The sequence below is a fragment of the Futiania mangrovi genome, assembly GCF_024158125.1.
Taxonomy (GTDB): domain Bacteria; phylum Pseudomonadota; class Alphaproteobacteria; order Futianiales; family Futianiaceae; genus Futiania; species Futiania mangrovi.
In genome coordinates this window covers 1,272,231-1,295,455 of sequence record NZ_JAMZFT010000001.1, presented here as the reverse complement: position 1 = coordinate 1,295,455, position 23,225 = coordinate 1,272,231, and the positions used below count along the sequence as shown (strand labels likewise).

Below are 23,225 nucleotides of genomic sequence, written 5' to 3'. Positions count from 1 at the left end.
CCCCGCGCCGCCTCACTGGACGGATGCGCGGCGCGCGTCGTATATCGGCCCCGCCTTCAACCGGACCGGAGTGCCGATTCCATGCTCGACATCCGCTGGATTCGCGAGAACGCCGACGCCTTCGACGCCGCAATGACCGCGCGCGGGGCAGAGGCGCGCGCCGCCGACCTCGTCTCCATGGACGACCGCCGCCGGTCCCTGATCGCGCGGGCGCAGGAAATGCAGACCCGCCGCAACGCCGCGTCGAAGGAGATCGGCCAGGCGAAGGGGCAGGGGGACGAGGCGCGCGCCCAGGCCCTGATGGCGGAGGTGACGGCCCTCAAGACCGACATGCAGGCCGCCGAGGACGAGGCGAAGGCGGCCACCGACGCGCTCGACCAGGTGCTTGCCACGCTGCCCAATATTCCCGCGTCCGACGTGCCGGAAGGCGCCGATGAGAGCGAGAACGTGGAATTGCGCCGCTGGGGCACGCCGCGCACCTTCGACTTCGCGCCGAAGCAGCATTTCGAGATCGGCGAGGCGCTGGGGCACATGGATTTCGAGCGGGCGTCGAAGCTGTCGGGCGCGCGCTTCTCGGTGCTCACAGGGCCGCTCGCCCGGCTGGAACGCGCGCTTGCGCAGTTCATGCTCGACCGCCACACGGACGAGAACGGCTACATGGAGGTCAACCCGCCCTTCATGGTGCGCGACGAGACCATGTTCGGCACCGGCCAGCTTCCGAAGTTCGGCGAGGATCTGTTCCGCACGACGGACGGGCGCTGGCTCATCCCGACCGCCGAGGTGCCGCTGACCAATCTCGTGCGCGAGGAGATCCTTGACGAGGCGGCCCTGCCGATGCGCCTGACCGCGTGGACGCCCTGCTTCCGGGCGGAGGCGGGGGCGGCCGGCAAGGACACGCGCGGCCTGATCCGCCAGCACCAGTTCGCCAAGGTCGAGCTTGTCTCGATCACGACGGCGGACGCCTCCGAGGCCGAGCATGAGCGCATGACGGCCTGTGCCGAGGGCATCCTCCAGGCGCTGGGGCTTCCCTATCGCGTGATCGTTCTGTGTACCGGCGACATGGGCTTCTCGGCCGCCAAGACCTATGACATCGAGGTCTGGCTGCCCGGCCAGGATACCTACCGGGAGATTTCCTCCTGCTCCAACTGCCGCGACTTCCAGGCGCGGCGGATGAACGCGCGCGTCCGCGCCGCAGACAGCAAGAAGACGGAATTCGTGCACACGCTGAACGGCTCCGGCCTCGCGGTCGGGCGCACGCTCGTCGCCGTGCTCGAGAACTACCAGAACGCCGACGGCTCGGTGACGGTGCCCGAGGCGCTGAGACCCTACATGGGCGGGATGCAAAGGATAGAACCGTGACGAAACTTCTCCCCGGGTGCCGGATCCTCCTCACCAACGACGACGGCATCCATGCGCCCGGCCTGAAGGTGCTGGAGGCGATTGCCAGCCAGCTTTCCGACGATGTCTGGGTGGTCGCGCCGGAGACGGAGCAGTCTGGCGCCTCGCACTCCCTGACGCTCCACCTGCCGCTGCGCCTGCGCCAGGTGGAGGAGCGGCGCTACGCCGTGCTCGGCACGCCGACCGACTGCGTGATGATGGCGGTCAAGCACATCCTCAAGGATCACAAGCCCGACCTGATCCTGTCGGGCGTCAACCGCGGCCAGAACATGGCGGAGGACGTGACCTATTCAGGCACCATCGCCGCGGCCATGGAGGGCACGATCCTCGGCGTGCCCTCGATCGCGCTGTCGCAGGCGTGGGGCATCAACAACCGCACCGTTCCGTGGGGGACGGCGGAGGCGCACGGCGCGCCGCTGGTGAAGAAGCTCGTCGACGCGGGCTGGCCCGCGCACGTGCTCGTCAACATCAACTTTCCCGACGTGCACCCCGACGGCGTCGCGGGCATCAAGGTCACCCGCCAGGGGCAGCGTGACCAGTCCGCGCTGCATATCCTCGAGCGGCAGGACGGGCGCGGCGTGCCGTACTTCTGGCTCGGTTTCCGCCGGGTGGAGAGCAAGCCGGGCGAGGGGACCGACCTCAACACCGTCTACCAGGGCGCGATCTCGGTCACGCCGCTGCACCTCGACCTGACCGAGCGGTCGGTGGCCGCGCATTTCGAGCAGGCCATCGGCTGAACCCTCTGGAGGCCCCATGGGCAACCCCGTCCCCTCGACCGACGAGGAACGCGCCAAGCTGATCCTCGGCCTGATCCGCGCCGGGATCCGCGACAAGCGCGTGCTCGACGCGATGGAGGCGACGCCGCGGCATCTCTTCGTGCCGGGTACCTTCGCCGACAAGGCCTATGACGATCTGGCCCTGCCCATCGAGTTCGGACAGACGATCAGCCAGCCCTATGTCGTGGCCTTCATGACCGAGGCGCTGAAGGTCGGGCCGCGCGACCGCGTGCTGGAAATCGGCACCGGCTCGGGCTACCAGGCGGCGGTGCTGGCGCGCCTGTGCAGGCGCGTCTACACTGTCGAGCGGTTCCCGACGCTGCTGCGCGAGGCGCGCGCGCGGTTCGAGGCGCTGGAACTGCACACGGTGGTGAGCAAGATCGGCGACGGGATGCTGGGCTGGCCCGAGCAGGCGCCCTTCGACCGCATCATCGTTACCGCCGCCGGGGAGGAAATTCCTCAAACACTTGTGGACCAATTGAAAATTGGCGGCATCATGGTGATTCCCGTCGGACGTGATTCGGACCATCAGGTCCTCGTCCGTGTGACAAAGGATGATACGGGGATTCGCCATGAAGACCTACTGCCGGTTCGCTTCGTCCCGCTCGTTTCCGGAATCGCCCGCGAGGGATAGCGCGCGGCCCCGCCTGAGCACGCTTCTGCGCGGCGTTGCCGTTGCCGGCCTGTGTGTCGGCCTTGCGGCCTGCGCGCGCAGCACGCCGGCGCCCATCGTGAAGGGCAACGCCTACATGGATAGCCCGACGCGCATGGCGTCCTCCGCCCCGGCGCAGCCGCTGCGCAGCTGGCAGGAGCCGGAGGCCTATTATCCGCCAGCGCCGGCAGGCGACGTGCAGGTCTCCCGCATTGCCGCGCCGGAGCCGGTGGCGGTCAGCCGCCTGGATGCACCCGCGCCGCGTGCCGAGGCGCCCCGGGAGGCGGAGCCCCGTACCTTTGCAGAAAGGCGTGCCCAATATGCCGCCCGCACGCCATCGGCATCGGCGCCGGCGCGCGAACCTGCAGCCGCCCCGGCAGCCACGCGCGTTTCGGGTGCCGCGACGCATACGGTCGCGCCCGGCGACACGCTGTTCTCGATTTCGCGGACCTATGGCGTTCGCGTCGACGGTCTGGAGGATTGGAACGCCATCAGCCGGTCGCAGGCGATCCGCGTCGGGCAGACCCTGAAGGTCGCGCCCTCCGGCGGGACGGGTACGGCGGTCGCTTCGGCGCCCCGGCCCTCTACCCAGCCCTCTGCAGCGGTGCAGACCCGCGCCCCGGCGGAGCGGAAGGTGGCCCGCGCGCCCGACGCGCTGCGCGGTTCCGCGTGGGAGAATACCGCCGCGCGCGATGCCGCACCGGCCGAGCCCGCGCCCGCCCGCGTCGCAGCGGCCACGCCGCGTGCGAAGCCCGCGGCAGCGGTGCCGGCTCCTGCAGCGCCCGCCGCGCGGGAAGAGCGTGTCGCCGTTGCCCCTGCGCCTCAGCGCGCCGCGGCCCCCGTGGCACCGGTCGAGCGTGCGGCCCCGGCGCAGCAGCAGGTCGCTGCCGTCGCGCCGCGCGAGCAGACGCCCACCTACCCCGAGCGCAACGATGCGCCGGCTGCCAGCGACTCGCCCTCCTTCGCGTGGCCGGTCGAGGGAACGGTGCTCGCGGGCTTCGGCCCGACGCCCGACGGACGGCGCAACGACGGCGTGAACATCGCTGTCCCGGAAGGAACGCGCATCCGCGCGGCGGAAGACGGGCGCGTCGTCTATGTCGGCAACGAGCTTGCGGGCTATGGCAACCTCGTCCTCGTCTCGCACGGGGGCGGATACGTCACGGCCTATGCCCATGCCAAGGAACTGCTCGTCCAGAAGGGCCAGACGGTCCGCAAGGGCCAGGTCGTCGCGCTGGCGGGCACGACCGGCGGCGTCAGCGAGCCGCAGGTGCACTTCGAGATCCGCAAGGGCACGGTCGCGCTCGATCCCGTGCCCTTCCTCGAGCAGCGCCCGGTTGCGGGCGGCGGCGCGGCGCGCGGCAACGGCTGAAAAATGTCGCTGGCACCCGGCTCAGCCGAGCCGGGTGCCGGTGCGTCCCGCGAGGTCGGTGATGAACTGCCACGCGACGCGGCCCGAACGCGCGCCCCGCGTCATCGCCCATTCCAGCGCTTCCGGCTGCCAGGTCTCGCGCGGGACGTCGATGTCATAGTGGGCGATATAGCCCTCGATCATCGCCAGGAACTCGTCCTGACCGCAATTGTGGAAGCCGAGCCAGAGGCCGAAGCGGTCCGAGAGCGACACCTTCTCCTCCACCGCTTCCGACGGGTTGATGGCGGTCGAGCGCTCGTTTTCCATCATGTCGCGCGGCATGAGATGCCGCCGGTTCGAGGTGGCGTAGAACACGACGTTCTCCGGCCGGCCCTCGATCCCGCCGTCGAGCGCGGCCTTGAGTGACTTGTAGGTCGTGTCGTCGGAATCGAACGACAGGTCGTCGCAGAAAACGATGAAGCGGCGGTCGAGGCCGCGGATCGCCTTCATCAGGCGGGGCAGGCTGACGAGATCCTCGCGGTGGATCTCGACAAGCACGAGGCGGCCCGGACGGTCGCGCAGAAGCTCTGCATGGATCGCCTTGACGAGCGAGCTTTTCCCCATGCCGCGCGCACCCCAGAGCAGGGCGTTGTTCGCCGGAAACCCGTCGGCGAAGCGCTGCGTGTTCTCGTAGAGCGCATCGCGCATCCGGTCGATGCCGTGCAGCAGGGACATGTCGACCCGGTTCACCTTTGCGACGGGTTCGAGCCAGTCGGGCCCGGCGTGCCAGACGAAGGCGTCGGCGGCGGCAAGGTCCACGACCGGCGGGGCGGGCGGAGCCAGCCGCTCCAGCGCGTCGGCGATGCGGGCGATGTCGGCTGCGAGCGGATCGGAAACGGTCATCGGCACGGGCTCTCCTCGATGGGGCGCTCGTCTTCTGGGTTCGGTCCCCCGTTTAGGACCGGGGTAGCCTGTGCGCAAGTGCCGCGGGCGTTCGCGAGGGCGCAGGGGGCCTTGCATCCCTTGCAATCCTGGGGTCGCCCGGTATAGTCCGCACACTTTGCGGCGGGGCCGTACCGGCGGCAGGTCCGCCGCATGCGCCGCGCCGCCATGCCAACCAGATTCCGAGGGTTTCCTGATGTTCGTGACGCCGGCATATGCCCAGGCCGCTGGTGGGGGCGGAGCAGACGCCTTTCTCCTTCAGCTTCCCTTCATCATCGCGATCATCGCGATCTTCTATTTCCTGCTCATCCGTCCGCAGCAGAAGCGGATGAAGGAGCATCGCGCGAAGATCGAGGCGGTGCGCCGCGGCGACAAGATCGTGACCGGCGGCGGCATCCTCGCGAAGGTGACCAAGGTCGTGGACGACGGTGAGCTGGAGGTGGAACTCGCCGACGGCGTGCGGGTGCGGATCGTGCGCTCGACCGTCGCCGACGTCGTCTCCAAGGGCGAGCCGGCGGAAAAGTAATCCCCGGCTTGTCTGGCCGGTGCATGCTGGCCACATGCCTCTGCGCAATCGTCCAACAGGGTCGGGCCGCTAGTCCATGCTCTATTTCGCACGCTGGAAGATCCTCACGATCCTCGCGGTCTGTCTCGCGGGTCTGATCTTCGCCTTGCCGAACGTGTTGCCGCGCTCGGTGCTCGACAGCCTGCCCGATGCCGTGCCCAGCGACCAGGTGCGCCTCGGCCTCGACCTGCAGGGGGGCGCGCACCTGCTGCTCGAACTGGATGTCGAGGAGGTCTATCTCGACCGGCTGGAGACGGTGCGCGACGACGTGCGCGACGTGCTGCGCGGCCAGACGCCGAGCATCGGCTACACCGCGCTGCGTGTTGTCGACGGGGCGGTGGTCGTCCGGATCCGCGACCAGGCGGAGATGGACACCGCGCTTTCCCGCATCCGTGGCCTGATCGGCACGGTCGACACCGGCATGGCCGGAATCGGCGGCGGTCCCGATCTCGAGGTTTCGGTCGAGGAGAGCACGCTCGTCCGCATCGTGATGACCGAGGCGGCGCAGGAGCAGCGGGCCGCCAACACGGTCGCGCAGGCGATCACGGTGCTGCGGCGCCGGATCGACGCGCTCGGCACGCTCGACCCGACGATCCAGCGCCAGGGCTCCGACCGCATCCTCGTGCAGGTGCCTGGCTTGCGTGACGTGGCGGGCCTCAAGCAGATCATCACCGAGACGGCGAAGATGACCTTCCATCTCGTCGACGTGGGCGTTTCGCCGCAGGATATCGCCGCCGGAAACGTTCCGCCGAGCGGGATGGTCGTGCCTTCCCAGGACGGCTACAACCAGCAATATGTCGTGGAGAAGCGAGCCCTGGTGACGGGCGAAAGCCTTGTCGACGCCTTCCCGACGACCGATCAGGGCGGCCAGCCCGCGGTTGGCTTCCGCTTCGACGGCGCGGGCGCCAAGAAGTTCGGCGACGTGACCACCGCCAATGTCGGACGGCCCTTCGCCATCGTGCTCGACGGCAAGGTGATCTCCGCGCCGGTGATCCAGAGCCCGATCCTCGGCGGCAACGGCATCATCACCGGCAATTTCACGTTCGAGAGCGCGAACAACCTCGCGATCCTGCTGCGGGCGGGCGCGCTGCCTGCCTCGCTCGTGATCGTGGAGGAGCGGACCGTCGGTCCCGACCTCGGCCAGGATTCGATCGAGGCGGGCGAGGTGGCCGCCGTCGTCGGGTTCGTCTCGGTCATCGCCTTCATGGCCATCTACTATGCGCGTTTCGGTATCTTCGCGGCGCTGGCGCTGGTCGTGAACCTGGTGCTCATCGTGGGCGCGCTGTCGGCGCTGGGCGCGACGCTGACGCTTCCCGGCATCGCGGGCATCGTGCTGACGATGGGCATGGCGGTCGATGCCAACGTGCTCGTGTTCGAGCGGATACGGGAGGAGCTCGCCAACGGCAAGAGTCCCGTGAACGCCATCGACACCGGCTACCAGCGCGCGTTCGGCACGATCATCGACGCCAACGTCACCACGCTGATCGCCGCTGCCATCCTCTTCCAGCTGGGCTCCGGCCCGGTGCGCGGTTTCGCCGTCACGTTGGGGATCGGCATCATCACCTCGGTGTTCACTGCCGTCATGCTGACCCGCCTTATGGTGGCCCTGTGGGTGCGCCGCGCGCGCCCCAAGACCCTTGCAATCTGAGGAGACGGCCCGCATGGCCTGGTTCCACCGTTCCGGCAAGATACCGCACATTCCGTTCATGCGGTTCGCGCGCGCCTTCTTCCTGGCGTCGGGGCTTCTCGTGATTGCGTCCATCGGCGCGGTCGCGACCATCGGCCTCAATTTCGGCATCGACTTCCAGGGCGGCACGATGATCGAGATCGGCTTCGAGGAGCCCGCCGACCTTGGCGCCGTGCGCGAGGTGATGGGCGGCCTGGGCCTCGGCGAGGTCCAGGTGCAGGAGTTCGGCAACGCCAACGACGTGCTGATCCGCGTGGCGGAGCAGCCGGGCGGGGACGCTGCCCAGCAGGCCGTCGTGACCGAGGTTCGCGCCGCGCTGGGTGAGCGGTTCGGTGAGGGCGTCTCCTACCGCCGGGTCGAGGTCGTGGGGCCGAAGGTGGGCGACGAGCTCGTGTTCGACGGCGTGCTCGCGGTCGTTGTCGCCGTCATCGCGATGCTGTTCTACATCTGGCTGCGGTTCGACACGCAGTTCGGGGTAGGCGCGGTCGCGTCGCTGACCCACGACGTGATCCTGACGCTCGGCATATTTTCGGTCTTCCAGCTGGAGTTCGGCCTGCCCATCGTTGCCGCGCTGCTGACCATTCTCGGCTACTCGATCAACGACACGGTCGTCGTGTACGACCGGATTCGGGAGAATCTCCGCAAGTACAAGAAGATGGACCTGCCGGAGCTGATCGACCTCTCGATCAACGAGACGCTGTCGCGCACCCTCGTGACCTCGGGCACGACGCTGCTGGCGCTGCTTGCCCTGTTCTATTTCGGCGGTCCGGTGATCCACAATTTCGTGTTCGCGATGATCTTCGGCATTGTGATCGGCACCTATTCCTCGATCTTCATCGCCTCGCCGACGCTCAAGTACCTGGGCGTGCGCCGCGACTGGAGCGGGGAGGGCGCGGGCAAGACGACGAAGGGCGCCAGCGCCTGACGACCAGGCTGGCCACGGAGGCGCACATGTCGATCCGTCTCGAAGAGCTCGTCTTCTCCGGCCAGCCGCCCGTCGACGGGTACGGAGACGGCGGGTTCCGCATCCAGGGCACCTTCCACGAGGGTTCGCTGCTGCTGCTTCCGTCCGGTATCCTGCCGTGGGGGATCGCAGATCTGGGCGGGCTTACGGCTGAAAGTCTTGCGCCCGTGCGTGAGGCAGGGGCATCGGGCAGCAACGCCGTCGACGTGCTGCTGATCGGCACGGGCGCGCGGATCGCGCGGCCTGCGCCGGACGTCGTCGCGGACCTGGAGGCGCAGGGGATCGGCGTCGAGTTCATGGATACCGGTGCGGCCTGCCGGACCTACAATGTGCTGCTGTCCGAGGCCCGGCGCGTCGCCGCCGCGCTGATCGCGGTCGCCTGACCGGGTTTTCCCGGGCCTTGCCCCAGGGGCGGATTCGGCCGCACGCTTGCCTCCTGTGCCATATTCCGCAGCGATGGGCGAGGAGGGCGCGGCCATGACCCTGTTCACGGCCCCCGATTTCGACGGGCACGAGCGCGTGATCTTCGTGACAGACGCGGCGACGGGGCTGCGCGCGATCGTCGCGATCCACAATACCTCGCTGGGGCCAGCGCTCGGCGGCTGTCGCATGTGGTCCTACGCGCACGAGGCGGACGCCATCGCCGACGCATTGCGTCTGTCGCGCGCCATGACCTACAAGGCCGCGCTGGCGGGCCTGGCACTGGGCGGCGGCAAGTCGGTGATCCTTGGCGATCCCGCGCGGCACAAGTCGCCCGAACTCTTCCGCGCCTTCGGCCGTGCGGTCGATGCGCTGGGCGGACGCTACATCGTGGCGGAGGATGTGGGTACGACGGTCGAGGACATGGACGCCGTGCGTACCCAGACGTCCCATGTCGGCGGGATTTCTGCCGGGGTCGGCGACCCCAGTCCCAAGACAGCGGCCGGCGTCCTGATTGCCATGAAGGCGGCGTGGCGGCACATGACGGGCAGCGACTGCATGGACGGCGTGCGGGTTGCGATCCAGGGCCTCGGCCATGTGGGGGCGAGCCTAGCCCGGATGCTGTCGGTGGAGGGGGCGCGTCTCGTCGTCTCCGACATCGACACCGATCGCGCACAGTCCGTGGCGGTGGAGACAGGGGCGACCCGCGCGAGCCCGGACGCGATCCACCGCGCCGACGCCGACATCTTCGCACCGTGCGCGATGGGCGCCGGCCTCGATGATGCGACGATCCCTGAGTTGCGCGTCCGCCTCGTCTGCGGGGCGGCCAACAACCAGCTTGCGAAGGCACGGCACGGGGAGGCCTTGCGCGCCCGCGGCGTCGTCTATGTGCCCGACTATCTGGCCAACGCCGGCGGGCTTATCGAGGTGGCGCGCACCGCGCTGGGCTACGACGCAGCGGAGGCCGACGCCCGCCGCGCCCGCATTGCGGACACGGTCGGGGAGATCCTCGCGCGGGCGGAGCGGGAAGGCCGTGCCACTTCCGACATCGCCGACCGCATCGCGGAGGAGCGTTTCGCCCGCGCCTGAGCCGCGTCTCCACAGCGCCCAGATCCATGCGAAAGGGGCGGTGCCCGACGGCAGCCGCCCCTTTTGCAGGTTTCGACCGTGCAGCGATCCCTCGAAGGGGATCAGGCCGCCTTCAGGTTCGCGTTCGCGAAGTCCCAGTTCACCAGCTTGTCGAGGAAGGTCGACATGTAGTCAGGCCGGCGGTTCTGGTAGTCGAGGTAATAGGCGTGCTCCCACACGTCCATCGTCAGGATCGCGGTCGCGCCCGAGGTCATCGGCAGTTCCGCGTTCGGCGTCTTGGTGACCTTCAGCTTGCCGCCGTCGAGCACGAGCCACGCCCAGCCGGAACCGAACTGCGTCGCGCCCGCCGCCTTGAACTCCTCGGCGAACTTCTCGTAGGAGCCGAAGTCGGCGTCGATCTTCGCGGCGATGTCGCCCGTCGGCTTGCCGCCGCCATTGGGCTTCATCGAGTTCCAGTAGAAGGTGTGGTTCCAGACCTGGGCGGCGTTGTTGAACACGCCCATGTTCTTCTCGGCCCAGGACGCCTTGATGATCTCTTCCAGCGACTTCGACGCCATCGGGGTGCCGTCGATCGCCTTGTTCAGGTTCACAACATAGGTGTTGTGGTGCTTGCCGTGGTGGAAGTCGAGCGTGTTGGCCGAGATGTGCGGCTCCAGCGCGTCCTTCGCATAGGGCAGCGGGGGAAGCTCGATCGCCATGTCCTGTCCTTTCCTGGTTCTTGCGGTCAATTCGTTGTGGCGGAGCCGGGGGGCGCGTACGACAGCCGCTGATCCCCGGACCCCTTGGGTCTCGTAACGCGTCGGACCCGCCGGAGGATCCTTGCCAGCCAAGGCCGCGTCCGCACGGGCGCGGGGCAAGGAAGCGCATCGGCCCGACGCCGCGCGCGCCGGTATCCCCGCCCCGGACACGACACGACATGTAGCACAGCCGGGCGCGCATGGAAGTCCGCTTGCGCGCGAAAGGCGGCCATGCAACGAGAGGGCCGCGCTGGGCGTTTCGCATCCGCCCGCCTATCTGACGGGGCATGGCAGTTGGTGAACGGAGTGACGGTGACACACGCGCATGACCACGCGGATGCGGCGGACGACCTCGACGCGACGGTGCGGGCCGGGGATCCCGACCGCTATCGCGGCGCGCTGTTTGCGGGGCCGGGGGGGCGCGCGCATCTTCTGGCGCTCTATGCGTTCAATCTCGAGGTTGCGCGCACGCGCGAGGCGGTGTCCGAAGCGATGATCGGCCACATCCGCCTGCAATGGTGGCGCGAGGCGGTGGAGGAGGCGTTCGCGGGCGGTCCGGTCCGCCGTCATCCGGTGGCCGAGGCGCTGGCCCGCACGATCCGCGCGGCCGATCTGCCGCGGGAGGCGTTCGACGCGCTGATCGACGCGCGCGAGGCGGACCTTGAGGACCGCCCGCACGAGACGCTTGCCGCGCTCGAAGCCTATGCGGACGCGACCTCCGGCGGGCTTCATGTCCTCGCGGCCCGCGCGCTCGCGCCCGGTCTCGACGAGGAGGGGGAGGCCGCCGCCCGTGCCGCCGGAACGGCCTTCGCCCTGATCGGAATTGCGCGTGCCGTTCCGGTCCACGCTGCGCAGGGCCGCATCGTGTTGCCGGCCGATCTCTTCGCCCGCCACGACATCGACCCGCATGTGCTGTTCGGCGCCGAAACCCGGTCGGGCGCCGCCCCGGTCGTGCGCGACGTGCTCGACTGTGCGATGGCCCACGCGGCGCGTGCCCGTGTTTCCGCACGCCGGATGCCGCGCGCCGCCGTACCTGCACTGCTGCCCCTGACGCTGGCGGAAACGCATCTCGCCCGCCTGATGCGCGACGGCGGCGACCCGTTCGCCAGCCCCGACGTGCAACCGGGGGCGGGCGCGACCCTGCGCCTGTTCCTGCGCGCGCTCGGCGGCCGCTACTGAGGCGTCATTCCGCGGCGGCCGCTTCGCCTGCGCCCAGCCAGTCTGACAGCGCGGCGCGCGCGCGGGCGGAGTAGGCCTTCGCCCGGTCCCGCTTGCCCTTGATCTTCGGGCCGTCGAGCGGCGGGAACAGCCCGAAATTGACGTTCATCGGCTGGTAGGTCTCGGCCGCCGCCCCGCCCGTGATGTGGCCGAGCAATGCACCGAACGCGGTCTCGGCCGGCGGGAGCGAGGGCGTCTCGCCCTTGCGCTCGGCCGCCGCGAACCGGCCCGCGAGCAGGCCCATCGCGGCGGATTCCACATAGCCCTCGCAGCCGGTCATCTGGCCCGCGAAGCGCAAGGATGGCCTTGCCTTCAGCCGCAGGCGCCCATCGAGCAGTTTCGGCGAATTGATGAAGGTATTGCGGTGGATGCCGCCCAGGCGCGCGAACTCCGCGTTCTCGAGCCCCGGGATGAGGCGGAACACCTCCGTCTGCGCGCCGTATTTCAGCTTCGTCTGGAAGCCGACCATGTTGTAGAGCGTGCCCAGCGCATTGTCCTGGCGCAGCTGCACCACGGCATAGGGCCAGCGCCCCGTGCGCGGATCGTCGAGACCCACGGGCTTCATCGGCCCGTAGCGCAGCGTGTCGCGCCCGCGCGCGGCCATCACCTCGATGGGCAGGCACCCCTCGAAATAGGGCGTGTCCTTCTCCCACTCCTTGAACTCGGTCTTGGGCGCGGCAATCAGCGCGTCGAGGAAGCGGTCGTACTCCTCCCGGTTCATCGGGCAGTTGATGTAGTCCTTGCCCGTGCCGCCGGGGCCTTCCTTGTCGTAGCGCGACTGGAACCACGCCACGCCGAAGTCGATGGACTCCTTGTAGACGATGGGCGCGATGGCGTCGAAGAAGGCCAGCTCCCCCTCGCCGGTCAGGTCGCGGATCGCGGCGGCCAGCGCGGGCGAGGTGAGGGGGCCCGTGGCCACGATCACGCTCGACCAGTCTTCGGGGGGCAGGCCCGCCACCTCCTCGCGCACCAGTGTCACATTGGGATGAGCCGTGAGCGCCGCCGTCACGGCCTCCGAAAACCCCTCCCGGTCGACGGCGAGCGCGCCGCCCGCGGGCACCTTGTGCCGGTCTCCCATCGCCATGATGAGGGAGTTCGCGCGCCGCATCTCCTCGTGCAGCAGGCCGACGGCGTTATGGTCTGCATCGTCGGACCGGAATGAGTTGGAGCAGACAAGCTCCGCGAAACGGTCCGTCTGGTGCGCGTCCGTGGTGCGCACGGGCCGCATCTCGTGGAGGACGACGGGCACGCCTGCCTCCGCCGCCTGCCAGGCGGCTTCCGAGCCCGCGAGCCCGCCGCCGATGATGTGGATCGGTTCCATGGGCCGAGGATGTGCGCCAACGCCGGGTCCCGGTCAAGGGGGCGGGAACGCCGCGTCCCGTTCAGTTCCCGATCCTCTGCTGCGCAGCCTGGGCAAAGGCAGCCCCCAGGGCCTGGCCCATGCCGCGGACGAAGGCTTCGCCGTCGTCTACACCCTGCAGGTTCTCGACGTACGAGGTCAGATTGTCCCACGTCATGTTGGAGGAGTTGTACTGGCCGTTCGGCATGACTGCGGCCCCCGCCAGCAGCTGCAGGAAGTCCTGTCCGCGTTCCTCCACCGTCCCGACGCCGAGGCCGTTGTCCAGCGCATACTGGCCGAGCGCGGGAATTGCGATCTCGGCGAACTCCCGGTATCCGGCGTTGGCGTTCGGTGAGAAGGCGCCGATGATGATGTTGTTCAGTCCGACCGGCGTATACCGGCCGTCGAACTGTGTGTTGCCCGCGTGCCAGGTGACGGCCTCGGCGATGACCTCCACCGTCACGTCATCGTTCGGGAGGTTCGGGTCCCCATAGACAAGCTTTGCCGCGACCTCATTGCTGGCGGCGAGATCGGTCGCTTGCTGGACCGACAGGCCGGTGATCTGGGCAAGCTGCGGCATTGCATCGAGATTGACGAAGGCGGCGGCCTGGCCTGTCGCCTGGTTCAGCCCCGCCGTTCCGAAGTCCGTGGAAGGCTTCCATTGTTGAAAATAGTCCCCATAGCTCAGGCCAGCCGTCCCGCCGGGAAGCCCGGCGGTGTAGCCTGCACCGAATATCGCGTCGACGGACGGGTTGAGGGCCGGGGGGAACGCGATGTCCTGGTCCACAAAAGGTGGGGAGGTGTTCGCGGCGATGAGCCCTGCCCCTGCGGCGGTGCCGGACGAGGCGATCTGGAGCCCGCCGCCCGCCGACGTCGCGCCCCCCGTCCCCGCCGCATCGGGGTCGAGGGAGAAGGCACCCGGCAAGTCATCCGCCTGGATCGGGACGAACACCGGTTGAGTGGAATGCAGGTCGTACATTGCGCCCTCCACATTATGTCGCTAACTGGGACGTTAACTCATTTTGTCCCATATTGCAACACAATCTGCTGTAGAGCGCGTGTGGTTTAGGCGCTGGCCTTGAGCGTCTTCACGCCTCCCTTGGAAAGAATGTCGCGCAGGTAGCGCCCGGTATGGGAGCGTTCGGCGCGTGCAACCTCCTCCGGCGTGCCTGCCGCAACGACCTCCCCGCCGCCCGTTCCGCCCTCGGGGCCGAGGTCGACCAGCCAGTCGGCGGTCTTGATGACCTCCAGATTGTGCTCGATCACGATGACCGTGTTGCCTTGGTCGACAAGCTCGTGCAGCACCTCAAGCAGCTTGCGCACGTCCTCGAAATGCAGGCCCGTCGTCGGCTCGTCGAGGATGTAGAGCGTGCGCCCCGTCGCCCGGCGCGAGAGTTCCTTGGCGAGCTTGATGCGCTGCGCCTCGCCGCCTGAAAGCGTGGTGGCCTGCTGGCCCACCTTGATGTAGCCGAGGCCGACGCGCGCCAGCGTCTCCATCTTCTCGCGCACCGCGGGCACCGCCTTGAACACGTCCACCGCGTCCTCGACCGTCATGTCGAGCACGTCGGCGATGGACCGGCCCTTCCACGTCACTTCCAGCGTCTCGCGGTTGTAGCGCTTGCCCTTGCAGACGTCGCACTGGACATAGACGTCGGGTAGGAAGTGCATCTCGATCTTGATGACGCCGTCGCCCTGGCACGCCTCGCAGCGCCCGCCCTTCACGTTGAAGGAGAAGCGCCCGGGCTTGTAGCCGCGCGCCTGGGATTCCGGGAGCCCCGCAAACCAGTCGCGGATGGGGCCGAACGCGCCGGTGTAGGTCGCCGGGTTCGACCGCGGCGTGCGCCCGATGGGGCTCTGGTCGATGTCGATGACCTTGTCGAGGTATTCGAGCCCCTCGATCGCGTCGTGCGGGGCGGCGTTCACGCGCGCGCCATTGAGCCTGCGCGCCGCAGCCTTGTAGAGCGTCTCGATGGTCAGCGTGGATTTCCCGCCCCCCGACACGCCGGTGATGCAGGTGAAGAGGCCGAGCGGGATCTCCGCCGTCACGCCGCGCAGATTGTTGCCGCGTGCGCCCACGACCCGCAGCGTCTTTCTCGCCTTGGGCTTGCGCCGCGTCTTCGGGATCGGCACCTGGCGCAGTCCGATGAGATATTGCCCGGTCAGCGAGGCCGGGTTCGCCATGATCTCGTCCGGCGTGCCCTCCGCGATGATCTGCCCGCCGTGGACGCCCGCGCCGGGGCCGATGTCGACCACGTGGTCGGCGGTGACGATGGCTTCCTCGTCATGCTCCACCACGATGACGGTGTTGCCGAGGTCGCGCAGGCCCTTCAGCGTCTGCAGCAGGCGGCCATTGTCGCGCTGGTGCAGGCCGATGGACGGCTCGTCGAGCACGTAGAGCACGCCGGTCAGCCCCGACCCGATCTGCGAGGCGAGGCGGATGCGCTGGCTCTCGCCGCCCGACAGCGTGCCCGCCGCGCGCGAGAGCGTGAGGTATTCGAGGCCGACATTGTCGAGGAAGCCCAGACGCTCCCGGATCTCCTTCAGTATCCGCTGGGCGATCTCCGCCTGCTTGTCGGTCAGCTTCGGCGGAAGGGCGTCGAACCAGTCCTTGGCGGCGCGGATCGACAGTTGCGTCACCTCCCCGATGTGGCGGCCGTCGATCTTGACCGCCAGCGCCTCGGGCTTCAGCCGGTGGCCGCCGCACGCCTCGCACGGGGCGTTCGACTTGTATTGCTCAAGCTCCTCGCGCACCCAGGCGCTTTCGGTTTCGCGCCAGCGCCGCTCGATGTTCGTCAGCACGCCCTCGAACGGCTTTTTCGCCTGGTAGCGGCGCAGGCCGTCGTCATAGGTGAAGGTGACCTCGTCGGTACCCGTGCCATAGAGGATCGCGTGGCGCACATGCTCCGGCAGATCGTTCCACGGGTCGCGGACCGACAGCTTGTAGTGCCGCGCGAGCGAGTCGAGCGTCTGCATGTAATAGGGCGAGGCGGTACCCGACCGCGACCAGGGGGCGATGGCCTCCCGCAGCGGCAGGCTCTCGTCCGGCACGATAAGGTTTTCGTCGAAGACGAGCTGCGTGCCGAGCCCGTCGCAGGTGGGGCACGCGCCGAACGGGTTGTTGAAGGAGAAGAGCCGCGGCTCCACCTCCTCGATGGTGAAGCCCGAGACTGGGCAGGCGAATTTTTCCGAAAAGATCAGCCGCTCCGGCTCGCCCTTGTCGGTCTGGCGGTCGGCGAACTCCATGACGGCGATTCCATCGGCGAGGCCGAGTGCGGTCTGGATGGAGTCCGCGAGCCGCGTCTCCAGCCCTTCCTTCACGACGATGCGGTCCACCACGACGTCGATGTCGTGCTTGAACTTCTTGTCGAGCGCCGGCGCCTCGGAAACGTCGTGGAACTGGCCGTCGATCTTCACGCGCTGAAAGCCGCGGGCCTGAAGCTCCGCCAGCTCCTTGCGGTACTCGCCCTTGCGGCCGCGCACCATGGGCGCGAGCAGGTAGAGCCGCGTGCCTTCGCCCAGCGCCATCGTCCGGTCGACCATCTGGCTGACGGTCTGGCTCTCGATGGGCAAGCCGGTCGCGGGCGAGTAGGGCACGCCCACCCGCGCCCAGAGAAGGCGCATGTAATCGTAGATCTCCGTCACCGTGCCGACGGTCGAGCGGGGGTTCCGGCTCGTCGTCTTCTGCTCGATGGAGATGGCGGGCGACAGCCCCTCGATATGGTCGACGTCGGGCTTCTGCATCAGCTCGAGGAACTGGCGCGCATAGGCCGACAGGCTCTCGACATAGCGGCGCTGGCCTTCGGCGTAGATCGTGTCGAAGGCGAGCGACGACTTGCCCGAGCCCGACAGTCCGGTGAACACGATCAGGCGGTCGCGCGGCAGGTCGAGGTCGACGTTCTTCAGATTGTGCTCGCGCGCGCCGCGGATCGTGATCGACTTGTTCATGCCTGTCTCCTGTCCGGTCCCGGGGATCCCGGTCGCCGGCTCTCATGTAGGCCCCGCATCCGTGTGCGACGAGGGGCGGAGGGAATCAAGCCCCGCCGCGAGCCCGCCTGCGTGAACATTGACAGAACATATGCCCGCATGCGAGGTCTCGGACGCGCCGGATGCCTGCTGGGCTGTGGATAGGCGGGGGCTGCGCGCTCGGCGCGGTTGGCCGGGCCAGCCCCTTGGTCTAAGGTCCGGCGTCCGGAATCGTTAAGCGCAAGGAACGGCACATGTCGGGAAGTCTCAACAAGGTCATGCTGATCGGAAATCTCGGGCGGGATCCGGAGATCCGGCACACCCAGGACGGGCGCCCGATCGCCAACCTGCGCATCGCCACCACCGATACCTGGCGCGACCGCAACTCGGGCGAGCGCAAGGAGCGGACGGAGTGGCACAATGTCGTGATCTTCTCCGAAGGCCTGTGCCGCGTGGTGGAGCAGTATCTGCGCAAGGGCTCCAAGGTCTATGTCGAGGGGGCACTCCAGACCCGCAAGTGGCAGGACCAGACGGGTCAGGACCGGTACACGACCGAGGTGGTGATCCAGAACTTCGGCGGCACGCTGACCATGCTCGACGGACGCGGCGAAGGCGGCGGTTCTGGCGGCGGCGGCGGTGACGACTACGGCTCCGGCTCCGGCGGTGGCTATGGCGGCGGGCGCGGCGGCGGCGGTGGCGGTGGCCCGCGCGGCGGCGGCGGGGGCGGCGCACCCCGCGGCGGCGAGGAGTTCGACGACGACATCCCGTTCTGACGGGCCGTTCTGACGGGACGGGGCCAGTCTGAGAAATCGGAAAAGGCGGCACCCCACGGGGCGCCGCCTTTTTCGTGCGGCCGGCCGACGGACCGGGCCGCCTAGTCGCAGATCTGGGCGTTCGGGTTGAGGGCACCGTTGCGGAGGTCGATTGCCGAGTTCACGACACGCTGCCCGCCGTCGATAATGAGGCCGACACCCCCGGAAACCATCGCGGCGCCGAGATCGCGGGTGCCGCGCGCCATGGGATCGTCGCCACCGGCCGCGCCGCCCATGTAGACGGTTGCGCCGACGCCGGTCACGACCTGTCCCACCTGGCTTTCGATCAAGCCGATTCCCATGTTCCCGGCATGTCCCGCCAGGTCAACGGCCTGTTCCTGCGCCGTCATCGGCCGGCAGCCAAGGCCGCCGTCATGGACATGTGCCTGCGCCACAGTCATCTCGCCGCCAAACGCCTCCGGGTCATCTCCGGACGCGCTTTGCCAGTCGGCGGGCACGGCCCCGCCGGTATCGATACCACTCATGATGCACTCCCCAGTGCTTTAAGTTAACGCTAGGGAATGTTGTTCATTCTGACTGTAAATGCAATCCAAAGTAGAAATTAAAATACAAATATCACCTATTGGCAGACCTGCGTGTCCGGATTGAAGGTCTCGTTGCGCAGGGCGCGGGCGTTCTCCACGCCGTATCTCACGCCCTGGCCCACCATGACGAGGCCAGTGCCGAACAGCACTGCAGAGGTGTTCTGAAGCGCGTTACGTCCGCCGCCGTCGTCGTCGCCCAGTCCGCCGCCGATCAGTCCCGGCAGGGCGTTCTGCATCACCATCGCCCCGCCGACGCCAAGGCCGACGGAACCCGCAAGCCCGCCGCCGTGCAGTGCACCGCTCTGCGCACGCTCGCCCCAGGTCATCGGGCGGCAGCCGGCATTGCCGGTTTCCTGCGCAATCGTCAGCTCGTTGCCGAACGCCTCCGGCGCATCCCCGGACACACCTTGCCAGTCGGCGGGGGCGGCCCCATCGTTGTCGATACCGCTCATGATGCACTCCCCAGTGCTGAAGACTCAACCGCGCGGAGAGTTACGCGATGCGGCGGGTTCGGTAAAGCGTCCGGGGGGGCGCCGCGTCTTGCCATCGTCCTGCTGCGGGGCCGCGCGCGGTGCCCGCGTGGCCTGCCGAGATTGCGGCGCATACGCCGACACTCTATAACGGACGTCGATTCCGGGCGCGCGCTTCGCATCTGCAAAATCCGCGGTTCCCGGGCCCGATTTGCGACGTTTCAGGAAGAAGAGCACCCCCCTTGGACGAGACGACGGTACCGCCCGCCGGAGACACCCCCGAACCGCCGCGCCATGCCGCGGGCACGGTGACGATCGAGGAGGAGATGAAGCGCTCCTATCTCGATTACGCGATGAGCGTGATCGTGAGCCGGGCGCTGCCCGATGCGCGCGACGGCCTCAAGCCCGTCCACCGGCGCATCCTCTATTCCATGTACGAGAACGGCTACGACTGGTCGAAGCCGTACCGCAAGTCCGCGCGCGTCGTCGGCGACGTCATCGGTAAGTATCACCCGCACGGCGACCAGGCGGTCTACGATGCGCTGGTGCGGATGGCGCAGGCGTTCTCCATGCGCGTCCCGCTGATCGACGGGCAGGGCAATTTCGGCTCGGTCGACGGCGATCCGCCAGCCGCCATGCGCTATACCGAGGTGCGCATGGCGCGGCCCGCGGGCGCGCTGGTCGAGGACCTGGACAAGCAGACCGTCGACTTCCAGCCGAACTACGACGGCCAGGACCGGGAGCCGACGGTGCTTCCGGCGCGCTATCCGAACCTTCTCGTCAACGGTGCGGGCGGCATCGCCGTCGGCATGGCGACGAACATTCCCCCGCATAACCTGGGCGAGACGATCGACGCCGCCATCCGCCTGATCGAGGCGCCGGAGACCGAGATCGACGAGCTGATGGAGCTGATGCAGGGGCCGGACTTCCCGACCGGCGGCTACATCCTTGGCCGGGCGGGCATCCGCGCGGCGTTTCACACGGGCCGCGGCTCCGTCACCATCCGCGCCAAGACCTCGATCGAGCAGGTGGGCAAGGACCGCGAGGCGATCATCGTCCACGAGATCCCCTACCAGGTGAACAAGGCCTCGCTGGTCGAGAAGATCGCGGAACTCGTCCGTGAGAAGCGGGTCGAGGGCATCTCCGACCTGCGCGACGAATCCGACCGTCTCGGCATCCGCGTGGTGGTCGAGCTGAAGCGCGACACCAATGCCGAGATCGTGCTGAACCAGCTGTTCCGCTACAGCCAGCTGCAGACGACCTTCGGGGTGAACGCGCTGGCGCTGAACGCGGGACGGCCGGAGCAACTCGACCTCAAGCAATTGCTCATGGCCTTCCTCACCTTCCGCGAGGAGGTGATCGCACGCCGCACGAAGTTCCTGCTCAACAAGGCGCGCGACCGCGCCCACGTGCTCGTCGGCCTCGCGGTCGCGGTGGCGAACGTGGACGAGGTGATCCGCCTCATCCGCGCCGCGCCCGATCCCGCCACCGCGCGGGAGCAGCTGATGGCGCGCGCCTGGCCCGCGGGCGAGATGATCCCCTTCATCCGCCTGATCGACGACCCGCGCCACAAGCTCGAAGACGACGGCACGTTCCGCCTGTCGGAGGAGCAGGCCCGCGCGATCCTCGACCTGCGCCTGCAGCGCCTGACCGCGCTCGGCCGCGACGAGATCGGCAACGAGCTGACCGAGCTGGGCGAGAAGATCGCCGACTATCTGGACATCCTGCGCTCGCGCGTGCGCGTCATGGAGATCATCCGCTCGGAACTCATGGAGATCCGCAACGCCTTCGCCACGCCCCGCAAGACCGAGATCCTCGACATCGAGGGCGAGCTTGACGACGAGTCGCTGATCGCGCCGGAGGACATGGTCGTCACGGTGACGCACGGCGGCTACATCAAGCGCGTTCCCGCCGACACCTACCGCGCGCAGAAGCGCGGCGGGCGCGGGCGTTCCGGCATGGCGACGCGGGAGGAGGATTTCGTCACCCGCATCTTCGTCGCCAACACGCTGACGCCGGTGCTGTTCTTCTCCACCGCCGGCATGGCCTACATGCTGAAGGTCTGGCGCCTGCCCATCGGCACGCCGCAATCGCGCGGCAAGGCGATGGTCAACCTCCTGCCGCTGTCGGAGGGGGAGAGCATCGCGACCGTTCTTCCCGTCGACCGGCCGGAGGAAGACTGGGGCAGCCTGCACGTCGTCTTCGTCACCTCGCGCGGCAACATCCGCCGCAACGAGCTGTCGGACTTCGTGAACGTCCGCTCGAACGGCAAGATCGCCATGAAACTGGACGAGGGGGAGCGTCTCATCTCCGTGCGCATCTGCACCGAGAACGACGATTGCCTGCTCACCACGCGCCTCGGGCGCACGATCCGCTTCCCCGTGACCGACGTGCGCGTCTTCAAGGGCCGCGAGTCGACCGGCGTGCGGGGCATCAGGCTCGCCAAGGGGGACGAGGTGATCGGCCTCACCGTCCTCTCCCACGTGGAGATGGAGGTGGCGGAGCGGGATGCCTACTTCCGGCAGGCGAGCGCGACGCTGCGCGACGGTGCCGAGGCGGTCGAGGAGGCGATGGACGAGGACGAGAGCGCGGGCGGCGAGGCCGTGTCCCTGTCGATGGAGCGGTATACGGAGCTGTCGGCGCTCGAACAGTTCGTGCTCGTCATCTCCACCAAGGGCTATGGCAAGCGCGTGTCCGCGCACCGCATCCGGACCATCGGGCGGGGCGGGCAGGGCGTGCAGCTCTTCCCCGCGTCGGCGGAGGGGGGCAAGGGCCGCGGCACGGTCGCGGCGGCCTTCCGGGTGGAGCCGACGGACGAGATCGTGCTCGTCTCCAACGCGGGCCAGCTGATCCGCACGCGCGTCTCCGACATCTCGATCCAGGGCCGCGGCGCGGCGGGCGTGACCGTCTTCCGCACCGGACCGGATGAGCAGGTCGTTTCCGTCGCGCGCCTCGCCGAGAGCGGTGCGGACGACGACGAGGACGACGAGAACGGCGGCGGGGACGGCGATGCGCCAGCGCCCACCGCGAACGACGGCCCCCCCGCGGGGGACGGACCTCAAGAGGGCGGCGACTGAACCGCCCCGGGGCACACACCAAGGAAGGGATGCGACACACCATGCGGATCGGCCTCTACCCGGGAACCTTCGACCCGATCACCCTCGGCCACATCGACATCATCGCCCGCGCGGCCAAGATGTTCGACCGGCTGGTGATCGGGGTGGCGATCAACCGGGACAAGGGGCCGCTCTTCACGCTGGAGGAGCGCGTGGCCCTGGTGGAGCAGGAATTGAAGCCCTATTCCGGCGACGGGCGGGGCGAGATCGTGGTCAGGCCCTTCGACAACCTGCTCGTGCACTTCGCGGAGGAGGTGGGGGCCCAATCCATCGTGCGGGGCCTGCGCGCGGTCTCCGACTTCGAGTACGAGTTCCAGATGGTCGGCATGAACTCCTATCTCAACGACGACATCGAGACGGTGTTCCTGATGGCCGACGTGAAGTACCAGCCCATCGCCTCGCGCCTCGTGAAGGAGATCGCGCGGCTGGGCGGGGACGTGTCCAACTTCGTCACGCCCGCCGTGGCCGAGGCCCTGACGGCCCGCGTCGCGGCGCAGAGATGACGCCATCCCCCTGACAGCCGGGAGTTGCCCAGCATGAAGTCCCTCGTGTCCGCCCTCGCGGCGTTCATGTTTCTAACCGTTACCGCTGCGGAGGCATTCCAGATGAAAGACCCTGAAAACACGATCTACCTCGAACTGAAGACCGGCCGCGTCGTGATCGAGCTGTTCGCCGACAAGGCCCCGAACCATGTGGAACGGATCAAGACGCTGGCGCGGCGCGGCTTCTACGACGGCATCGTGTTCCACCGCGTGATCGACGGCTTCATGGCGCAGACGGGCGACCCGACCGGCACGGGCATGGGCGGGTCGGACCTGCCGGACCTGCGGGCCGAGTTCAACGACGTGAAGCACGACCGCGGCGTGCTCTCCATGGCGCGCTCGCAGAACCCGAACAGCGCGAACAGCCAGTTCTTCATCGTGTTCCAGAAGGCCGACTGGCTCGACGGCCAGTACACGGCCTGGGGCCAGGTGGTCGAGGGGATGGAGCACGTGGACCAGATCAAGAAGGGCGACAGCCGCCAGAACGGCCTCGTCACCGATCCGGACCGCATCGTCTCCATGAAGGTCGCGGCCGACGTGAAGGACTAGGCGCGGCGGCGGGCGTCACTCTCGCGGGGCGCGCACGCCCGCCCGCACGCACGCAACCGCAGAGCGAACGAGGGGCTTGGCCGGGGAGGCTGA

Annotated in this window: 21 protein-coding genes; 14 read left to right on the top strand and 7 right to left on the bottom strand. The window is 68.5% G+C overall.

The annotated features are described in order from the left end of the window. Positions 1-81 precede the first annotated feature (81 nt). The 4 genes from serS to NJQ99_RS06080 are packed head-to-tail and all read left to right on the top strand — an operon-like array spanning position 82 to position 4,195. Positions 82-1,359: a serine--tRNA ligase gene (gene serS / locus NJQ99_RS06095; RefSeq protein WP_269331897.1), complete on the top strand. Its 1,278-nt coding sequence runs from the start codon at positions 82-84 to the stop codon at positions 1,357-1,359. Further along, positions 1,356-2,135 (top strand): 5'/3'-nucleotidase SurE, encoded by a 780-nt coding sequence (surE, locus tag NJQ99_RS06090; RefSeq protein WP_269331896.1) that lies wholly within the window; start codon positions 1,356-1,358, stop codon positions 2,133-2,135. Before serS ends, surE begins: the two co-directional genes overlap by 4 nt. A gap of 16 nt (positions 2,136-2,151) precedes the next feature. Continuing rightward, on the top strand, positions 2,152-2,808 hold the full coding sequence (locus tag NJQ99_RS06085; RefSeq protein ID WP_269331895.1) for a protein-L-isoaspartate(D-aspartate) O-methyltransferase: 657 nt from the start codon (positions 2,152-2,154) through the stop codon (positions 2,806-2,808). After that, positions 2,747-4,195, top strand: a complete 1,449-nt coding sequence (locus NJQ99_RS06080) for a peptidoglycan DD-metalloendopeptidase family protein (RefSeq protein WP_269331894.1) — start codon at positions 2,747-2,749, stop codon at positions 4,193-4,195. Before NJQ99_RS06085 ends, NJQ99_RS06080 begins: the two co-directional genes overlap by 62 nt. 21 nt (positions 4,196-4,216) lie before the next feature. On the opposite strand, the gene NJQ99_RS06075 is transcribed toward NJQ99_RS06080, so the two are convergent. Continuing rightward, positions 4,217-5,077 (bottom strand): ATP-binding protein, encoded by an 861-nt coding sequence (locus NJQ99_RS06075; protein WP_269331893.1) that lies wholly within the window; start codon positions 5,075-5,077, stop codon positions 4,217-4,219. Positions 5,078-5,312: 235 nt separating this feature from the next. Here NJQ99_RS06075 and yajC point away from each other — a divergent pair, with 235 nt between their 5' ends. From yajC to NJQ99_RS06050, 5 genes are all read left to right on the top strand, one after another. Beyond that, positions 5,313-5,642, top strand: coding sequence for a preprotein translocase subunit YajC (gene yajC, locus NJQ99_RS06070; RefSeq protein WP_269331892.1), 330 nt, complete (start codon positions 5,313-5,315; stop codon positions 5,640-5,642). Between the two features lie 76 nt (positions 5,643-5,718). Beyond that, positions 5,719-7,329 carry a protein translocase subunit SecD gene (gene secD / locus NJQ99_RS06065; protein WP_269331891.1) on the top strand — a complete coding sequence of 537 codons (1,611 nt, stop codon included), beginning with the start codon at positions 5,719-5,721 and terminating at the stop codon, positions 7,327-7,329. Between the two features lie 13 nt (positions 7,330-7,342). After that, the gene (gene secF / locus NJQ99_RS06060) at positions 7,343-8,293 is read left to right on the top strand and encodes a protein translocase subunit SecF (protein ID WP_269331890.1); all 951 of its coding nucleotides are present in this window, start codon (positions 7,343-7,345) and stop codon (positions 8,291-8,293) included. 26 nt (positions 8,294-8,319) lie between these two features. Beyond that, positions 8,320-8,715 (top strand): Mth938-like domain-containing protein, encoded by a 396-nt coding sequence (locus NJQ99_RS06055; protein WP_269331889.1) that lies wholly within the window; start codon positions 8,320-8,322, stop codon positions 8,713-8,715. Between the two features lie 94 nt (positions 8,716-8,809). After that, the gene (locus NJQ99_RS06050) at positions 8,810-9,841 is read left to right on the top strand and encodes a Leu/Phe/Val dehydrogenase (protein WP_269331888.1); all 1,032 of its coding nucleotides are present in this window, start codon (positions 8,810-8,812) and stop codon (positions 9,839-9,841) included. Positions 9,842-9,942: 101 nt separating this feature from the next. On the opposite strand, the gene NJQ99_RS06045 is transcribed toward NJQ99_RS06050, so the two are convergent. Then, complete coding sequence (locus NJQ99_RS06045; protein WP_269331887.1) at positions 9,943-10,539, bottom strand: superoxide dismutase; 597 nt, start codon at positions 10,537-10,539, stop codon at positions 9,943-9,945. Between the two features lie 351 nt (positions 10,540-10,890). On the opposite strand from NJQ99_RS06045, the gene NJQ99_RS06040 reads away from it, so the two are divergent. Continuing rightward, positions 10,891-11,757 carry a phytoene/squalene synthase family protein gene (locus NJQ99_RS06040; RefSeq protein WP_269331886.1) on the top strand — a complete coding sequence of 289 codons (867 nt, stop codon included), beginning with the start codon at positions 10,891-10,893 and terminating at the stop codon, positions 11,755-11,757. Between the two features lie 4 nt (positions 11,758-11,761). On the opposite strand, the gene trmFO is transcribed toward NJQ99_RS06040, so the two are convergent. From trmFO to uvrA, 3 genes are all read right to left on the bottom strand, one after another. Next, a complete protein-coding gene (trmFO, locus tag NJQ99_RS06035) occupies positions 11,762-13,117 on the bottom strand; it encodes a methylenetetrahydrofolate--tRNA-(uracil(54)-C(5))-methyltransferase (FADH(2)-oxidizing) TrmFO (protein ID WP_269331885.1) in 1,356 nt (451 codons plus the stop codon). A 61-nt stretch (positions 13,118-13,178) separates the two neighbouring features. After that, a complete protein-coding gene (locus tag NJQ99_RS06030; RefSeq protein ID WP_269331884.1) occupies positions 13,179-14,114 on the bottom strand; it encodes a hypothetical protein in 936 nt (311 codons plus the stop codon). An 86-nt stretch (positions 14,115-14,200) separates the two neighbouring features. Further along, the gene (gene uvrA / locus NJQ99_RS06025; RefSeq protein ID WP_269331883.1) at positions 14,201-17,080 is read right to left on the bottom strand and encodes an excinuclease ABC subunit UvrA; all 2,880 of its coding nucleotides are present in this window, start codon (positions 17,078-17,080) and stop codon (positions 14,201-14,203) included. A gap of 272 nt (positions 17,081-17,352) precedes the next feature. On the opposite strand from uvrA, the gene NJQ99_RS06020 reads away from it, so the two are divergent. Further along, positions 17,353-17,871, top strand: a complete 519-nt coding sequence (locus NJQ99_RS06020; protein ID WP_269331882.1) for a single-stranded DNA-binding protein — start codon at positions 17,353-17,355, stop codon at positions 17,869-17,871. Positions 17,872-17,972: 101 nt separating this feature from the next. Here NJQ99_RS06020 and NJQ99_RS06015 read toward each other — a convergent pair whose 3' ends face one another. Together NJQ99_RS06015 and NJQ99_RS06010 are read right to left on the bottom strand one after the other, a co-directional pair. Further along, positions 17,973-18,395, bottom strand: a complete 423-nt coding sequence (locus NJQ99_RS06015) for a hypothetical protein (protein ID WP_269331881.1) — start codon at positions 18,393-18,395, stop codon at positions 17,973-17,975. A gap of 95 nt (positions 18,396-18,490) precedes the next feature. Further along, complete coding sequence (locus NJQ99_RS06010; RefSeq protein WP_269331880.1) at positions 18,491-18,907, bottom strand: hypothetical protein; 417 nt, start codon at positions 18,905-18,907, stop codon at positions 18,491-18,493. 260 nt (positions 18,908-19,167) lie between these two features. On the opposite strand from NJQ99_RS06010, the gene gyrA reads away from it, so the two are divergent. From gyrA to NJQ99_RS05995, 3 genes are all read left to right on the top strand, one after another. After that, positions 19,168-22,002, top strand: coding sequence for a DNA gyrase subunit A (gene gyrA / locus NJQ99_RS06005; protein WP_331283269.1), 2,835 nt, complete (start codon positions 19,168-19,170; stop codon positions 22,000-22,002). A gap of 41 nt (positions 22,003-22,043) precedes the next feature. Beyond that, on the top strand, positions 22,044-22,544 hold the full coding sequence (gene coaD, locus NJQ99_RS06000) for a pantetheine-phosphate adenylyltransferase (protein WP_269332088.1): 501 nt from the start codon (positions 22,044-22,046) through the stop codon (positions 22,542-22,544). A gap of 102 nt (positions 22,545-22,646) precedes the next feature. After that, entirely contained in the window at positions 22,647-23,132 is a 486-nt protein-coding gene (locus tag NJQ99_RS05995; protein ID WP_269331879.1) for a peptidylprolyl isomerase, read from the top strand. Positions 23,133-23,225 lie beyond the last annotated feature (93 nt).

Bases quoted from the DNA above. Each gene is read 5' to 3' on its own strand.
- serS (WP_269331897.1), top strand. From the start codon at position 82: ATGCTCGACATCCGCTGGATTCGCGAGAACGCCGACGCCTTCGACGCC.
- NJQ99_RS06085 (WP_269331895.1), top strand. From the start codon at position 2,152: ATGGGCAACCCCGTCCCCTCGACCGACGAGGAACGCGCCAAGCTGATC.
- NJQ99_RS06080 (WP_269331894.1), top strand. From the start codon at position 2,747: ATGAAGACCTACTGCCGGTTCGCTTCGTCCCGCTCGTTTCCGGAATCG.
- NJQ99_RS06075 (WP_269331893.1), bottom strand. From the start codon at position 5,077: ATGACCGTTTCCGATCCGCTCGCAGCCGACATCGCCCGCATCGCCGAC.
- yajC (WP_269331892.1), top strand. From the start codon at position 5,313: ATGTTCGTGACGCCGGCATATGCCCAGGCCGCTGGTGGGGGCGGAGCA.
- secD (WP_269331891.1), top strand. From the start codon at position 5,719: ATGCTCTATTTCGCACGCTGGAAGATCCTCACGATCCTCGCGGTCTGT.
- secF (WP_269331890.1), top strand. From the start codon at position 7,343: ATGGCCTGGTTCCACCGTTCCGGCAAGATACCGCACATTCCGTTCATG.
- NJQ99_RS06055 (WP_269331889.1), top strand. From the start codon at position 8,320: ATGTCGATCCGTCTCGAAGAGCTCGTCTTCTCCGGCCAGCCGCCCGTC.
- NJQ99_RS06050 (WP_269331888.1), top strand. From the start codon at position 8,810: ATGACCCTGTTCACGGCCCCCGATTTCGACGGGCACGAGCGCGTGATC.
- NJQ99_RS06045 (WP_269331887.1), bottom strand. From the start codon at position 10,539: ATGGCGATCGAGCTTCCCCCGCTGCCCTATGCGAAGGACGCGCTGGAG.
- trmFO (WP_269331885.1), bottom strand. From the start codon at position 13,117: ATGGAACCGATCCACATCATCGGCGGCGGGCTCGCGGGCTCGGAAGCC.
- NJQ99_RS06030 (WP_269331884.1), bottom strand. From the start codon at position 14,114: ATGTACGACCTGCATTCCACTCAACCGGTGTTCGTCCCGATCCAGGCG.
- uvrA (WP_269331883.1), bottom strand. From the start codon at position 17,080: ATGAACAAGTCGATCACGATCCGCGGCGCGCGCGAGCACAATCTGAAG.
- NJQ99_RS06020 (WP_269331882.1), top strand. From the start codon at position 17,353: ATGTCGGGAAGTCTCAACAAGGTCATGCTGATCGGAAATCTCGGGCGG.
- NJQ99_RS06015 (WP_269331881.1), bottom strand. From the start codon at position 18,395: ATGAGTGGTATCGATACCGGCGGGGCCGTGCCCGCCGACTGGCAAAGC.
- NJQ99_RS06010 (WP_269331880.1), bottom strand. From the start codon at position 18,907: ATGAGCGGTATCGACAACGATGGGGCCGCCCCCGCCGACTGGCAAGGT.
- coaD (WP_269332088.1), top strand. From the start codon at position 22,044: ATGCGGATCGGCCTCTACCCGGGAACCTTCGACCCGATCACCCTCGGC.
- NJQ99_RS05995 (WP_269331879.1), top strand. From the start codon at position 22,647: ATGAAAGACCCTGAAAACACGATCTACCTCGAACTGAAGACCGGCCGC.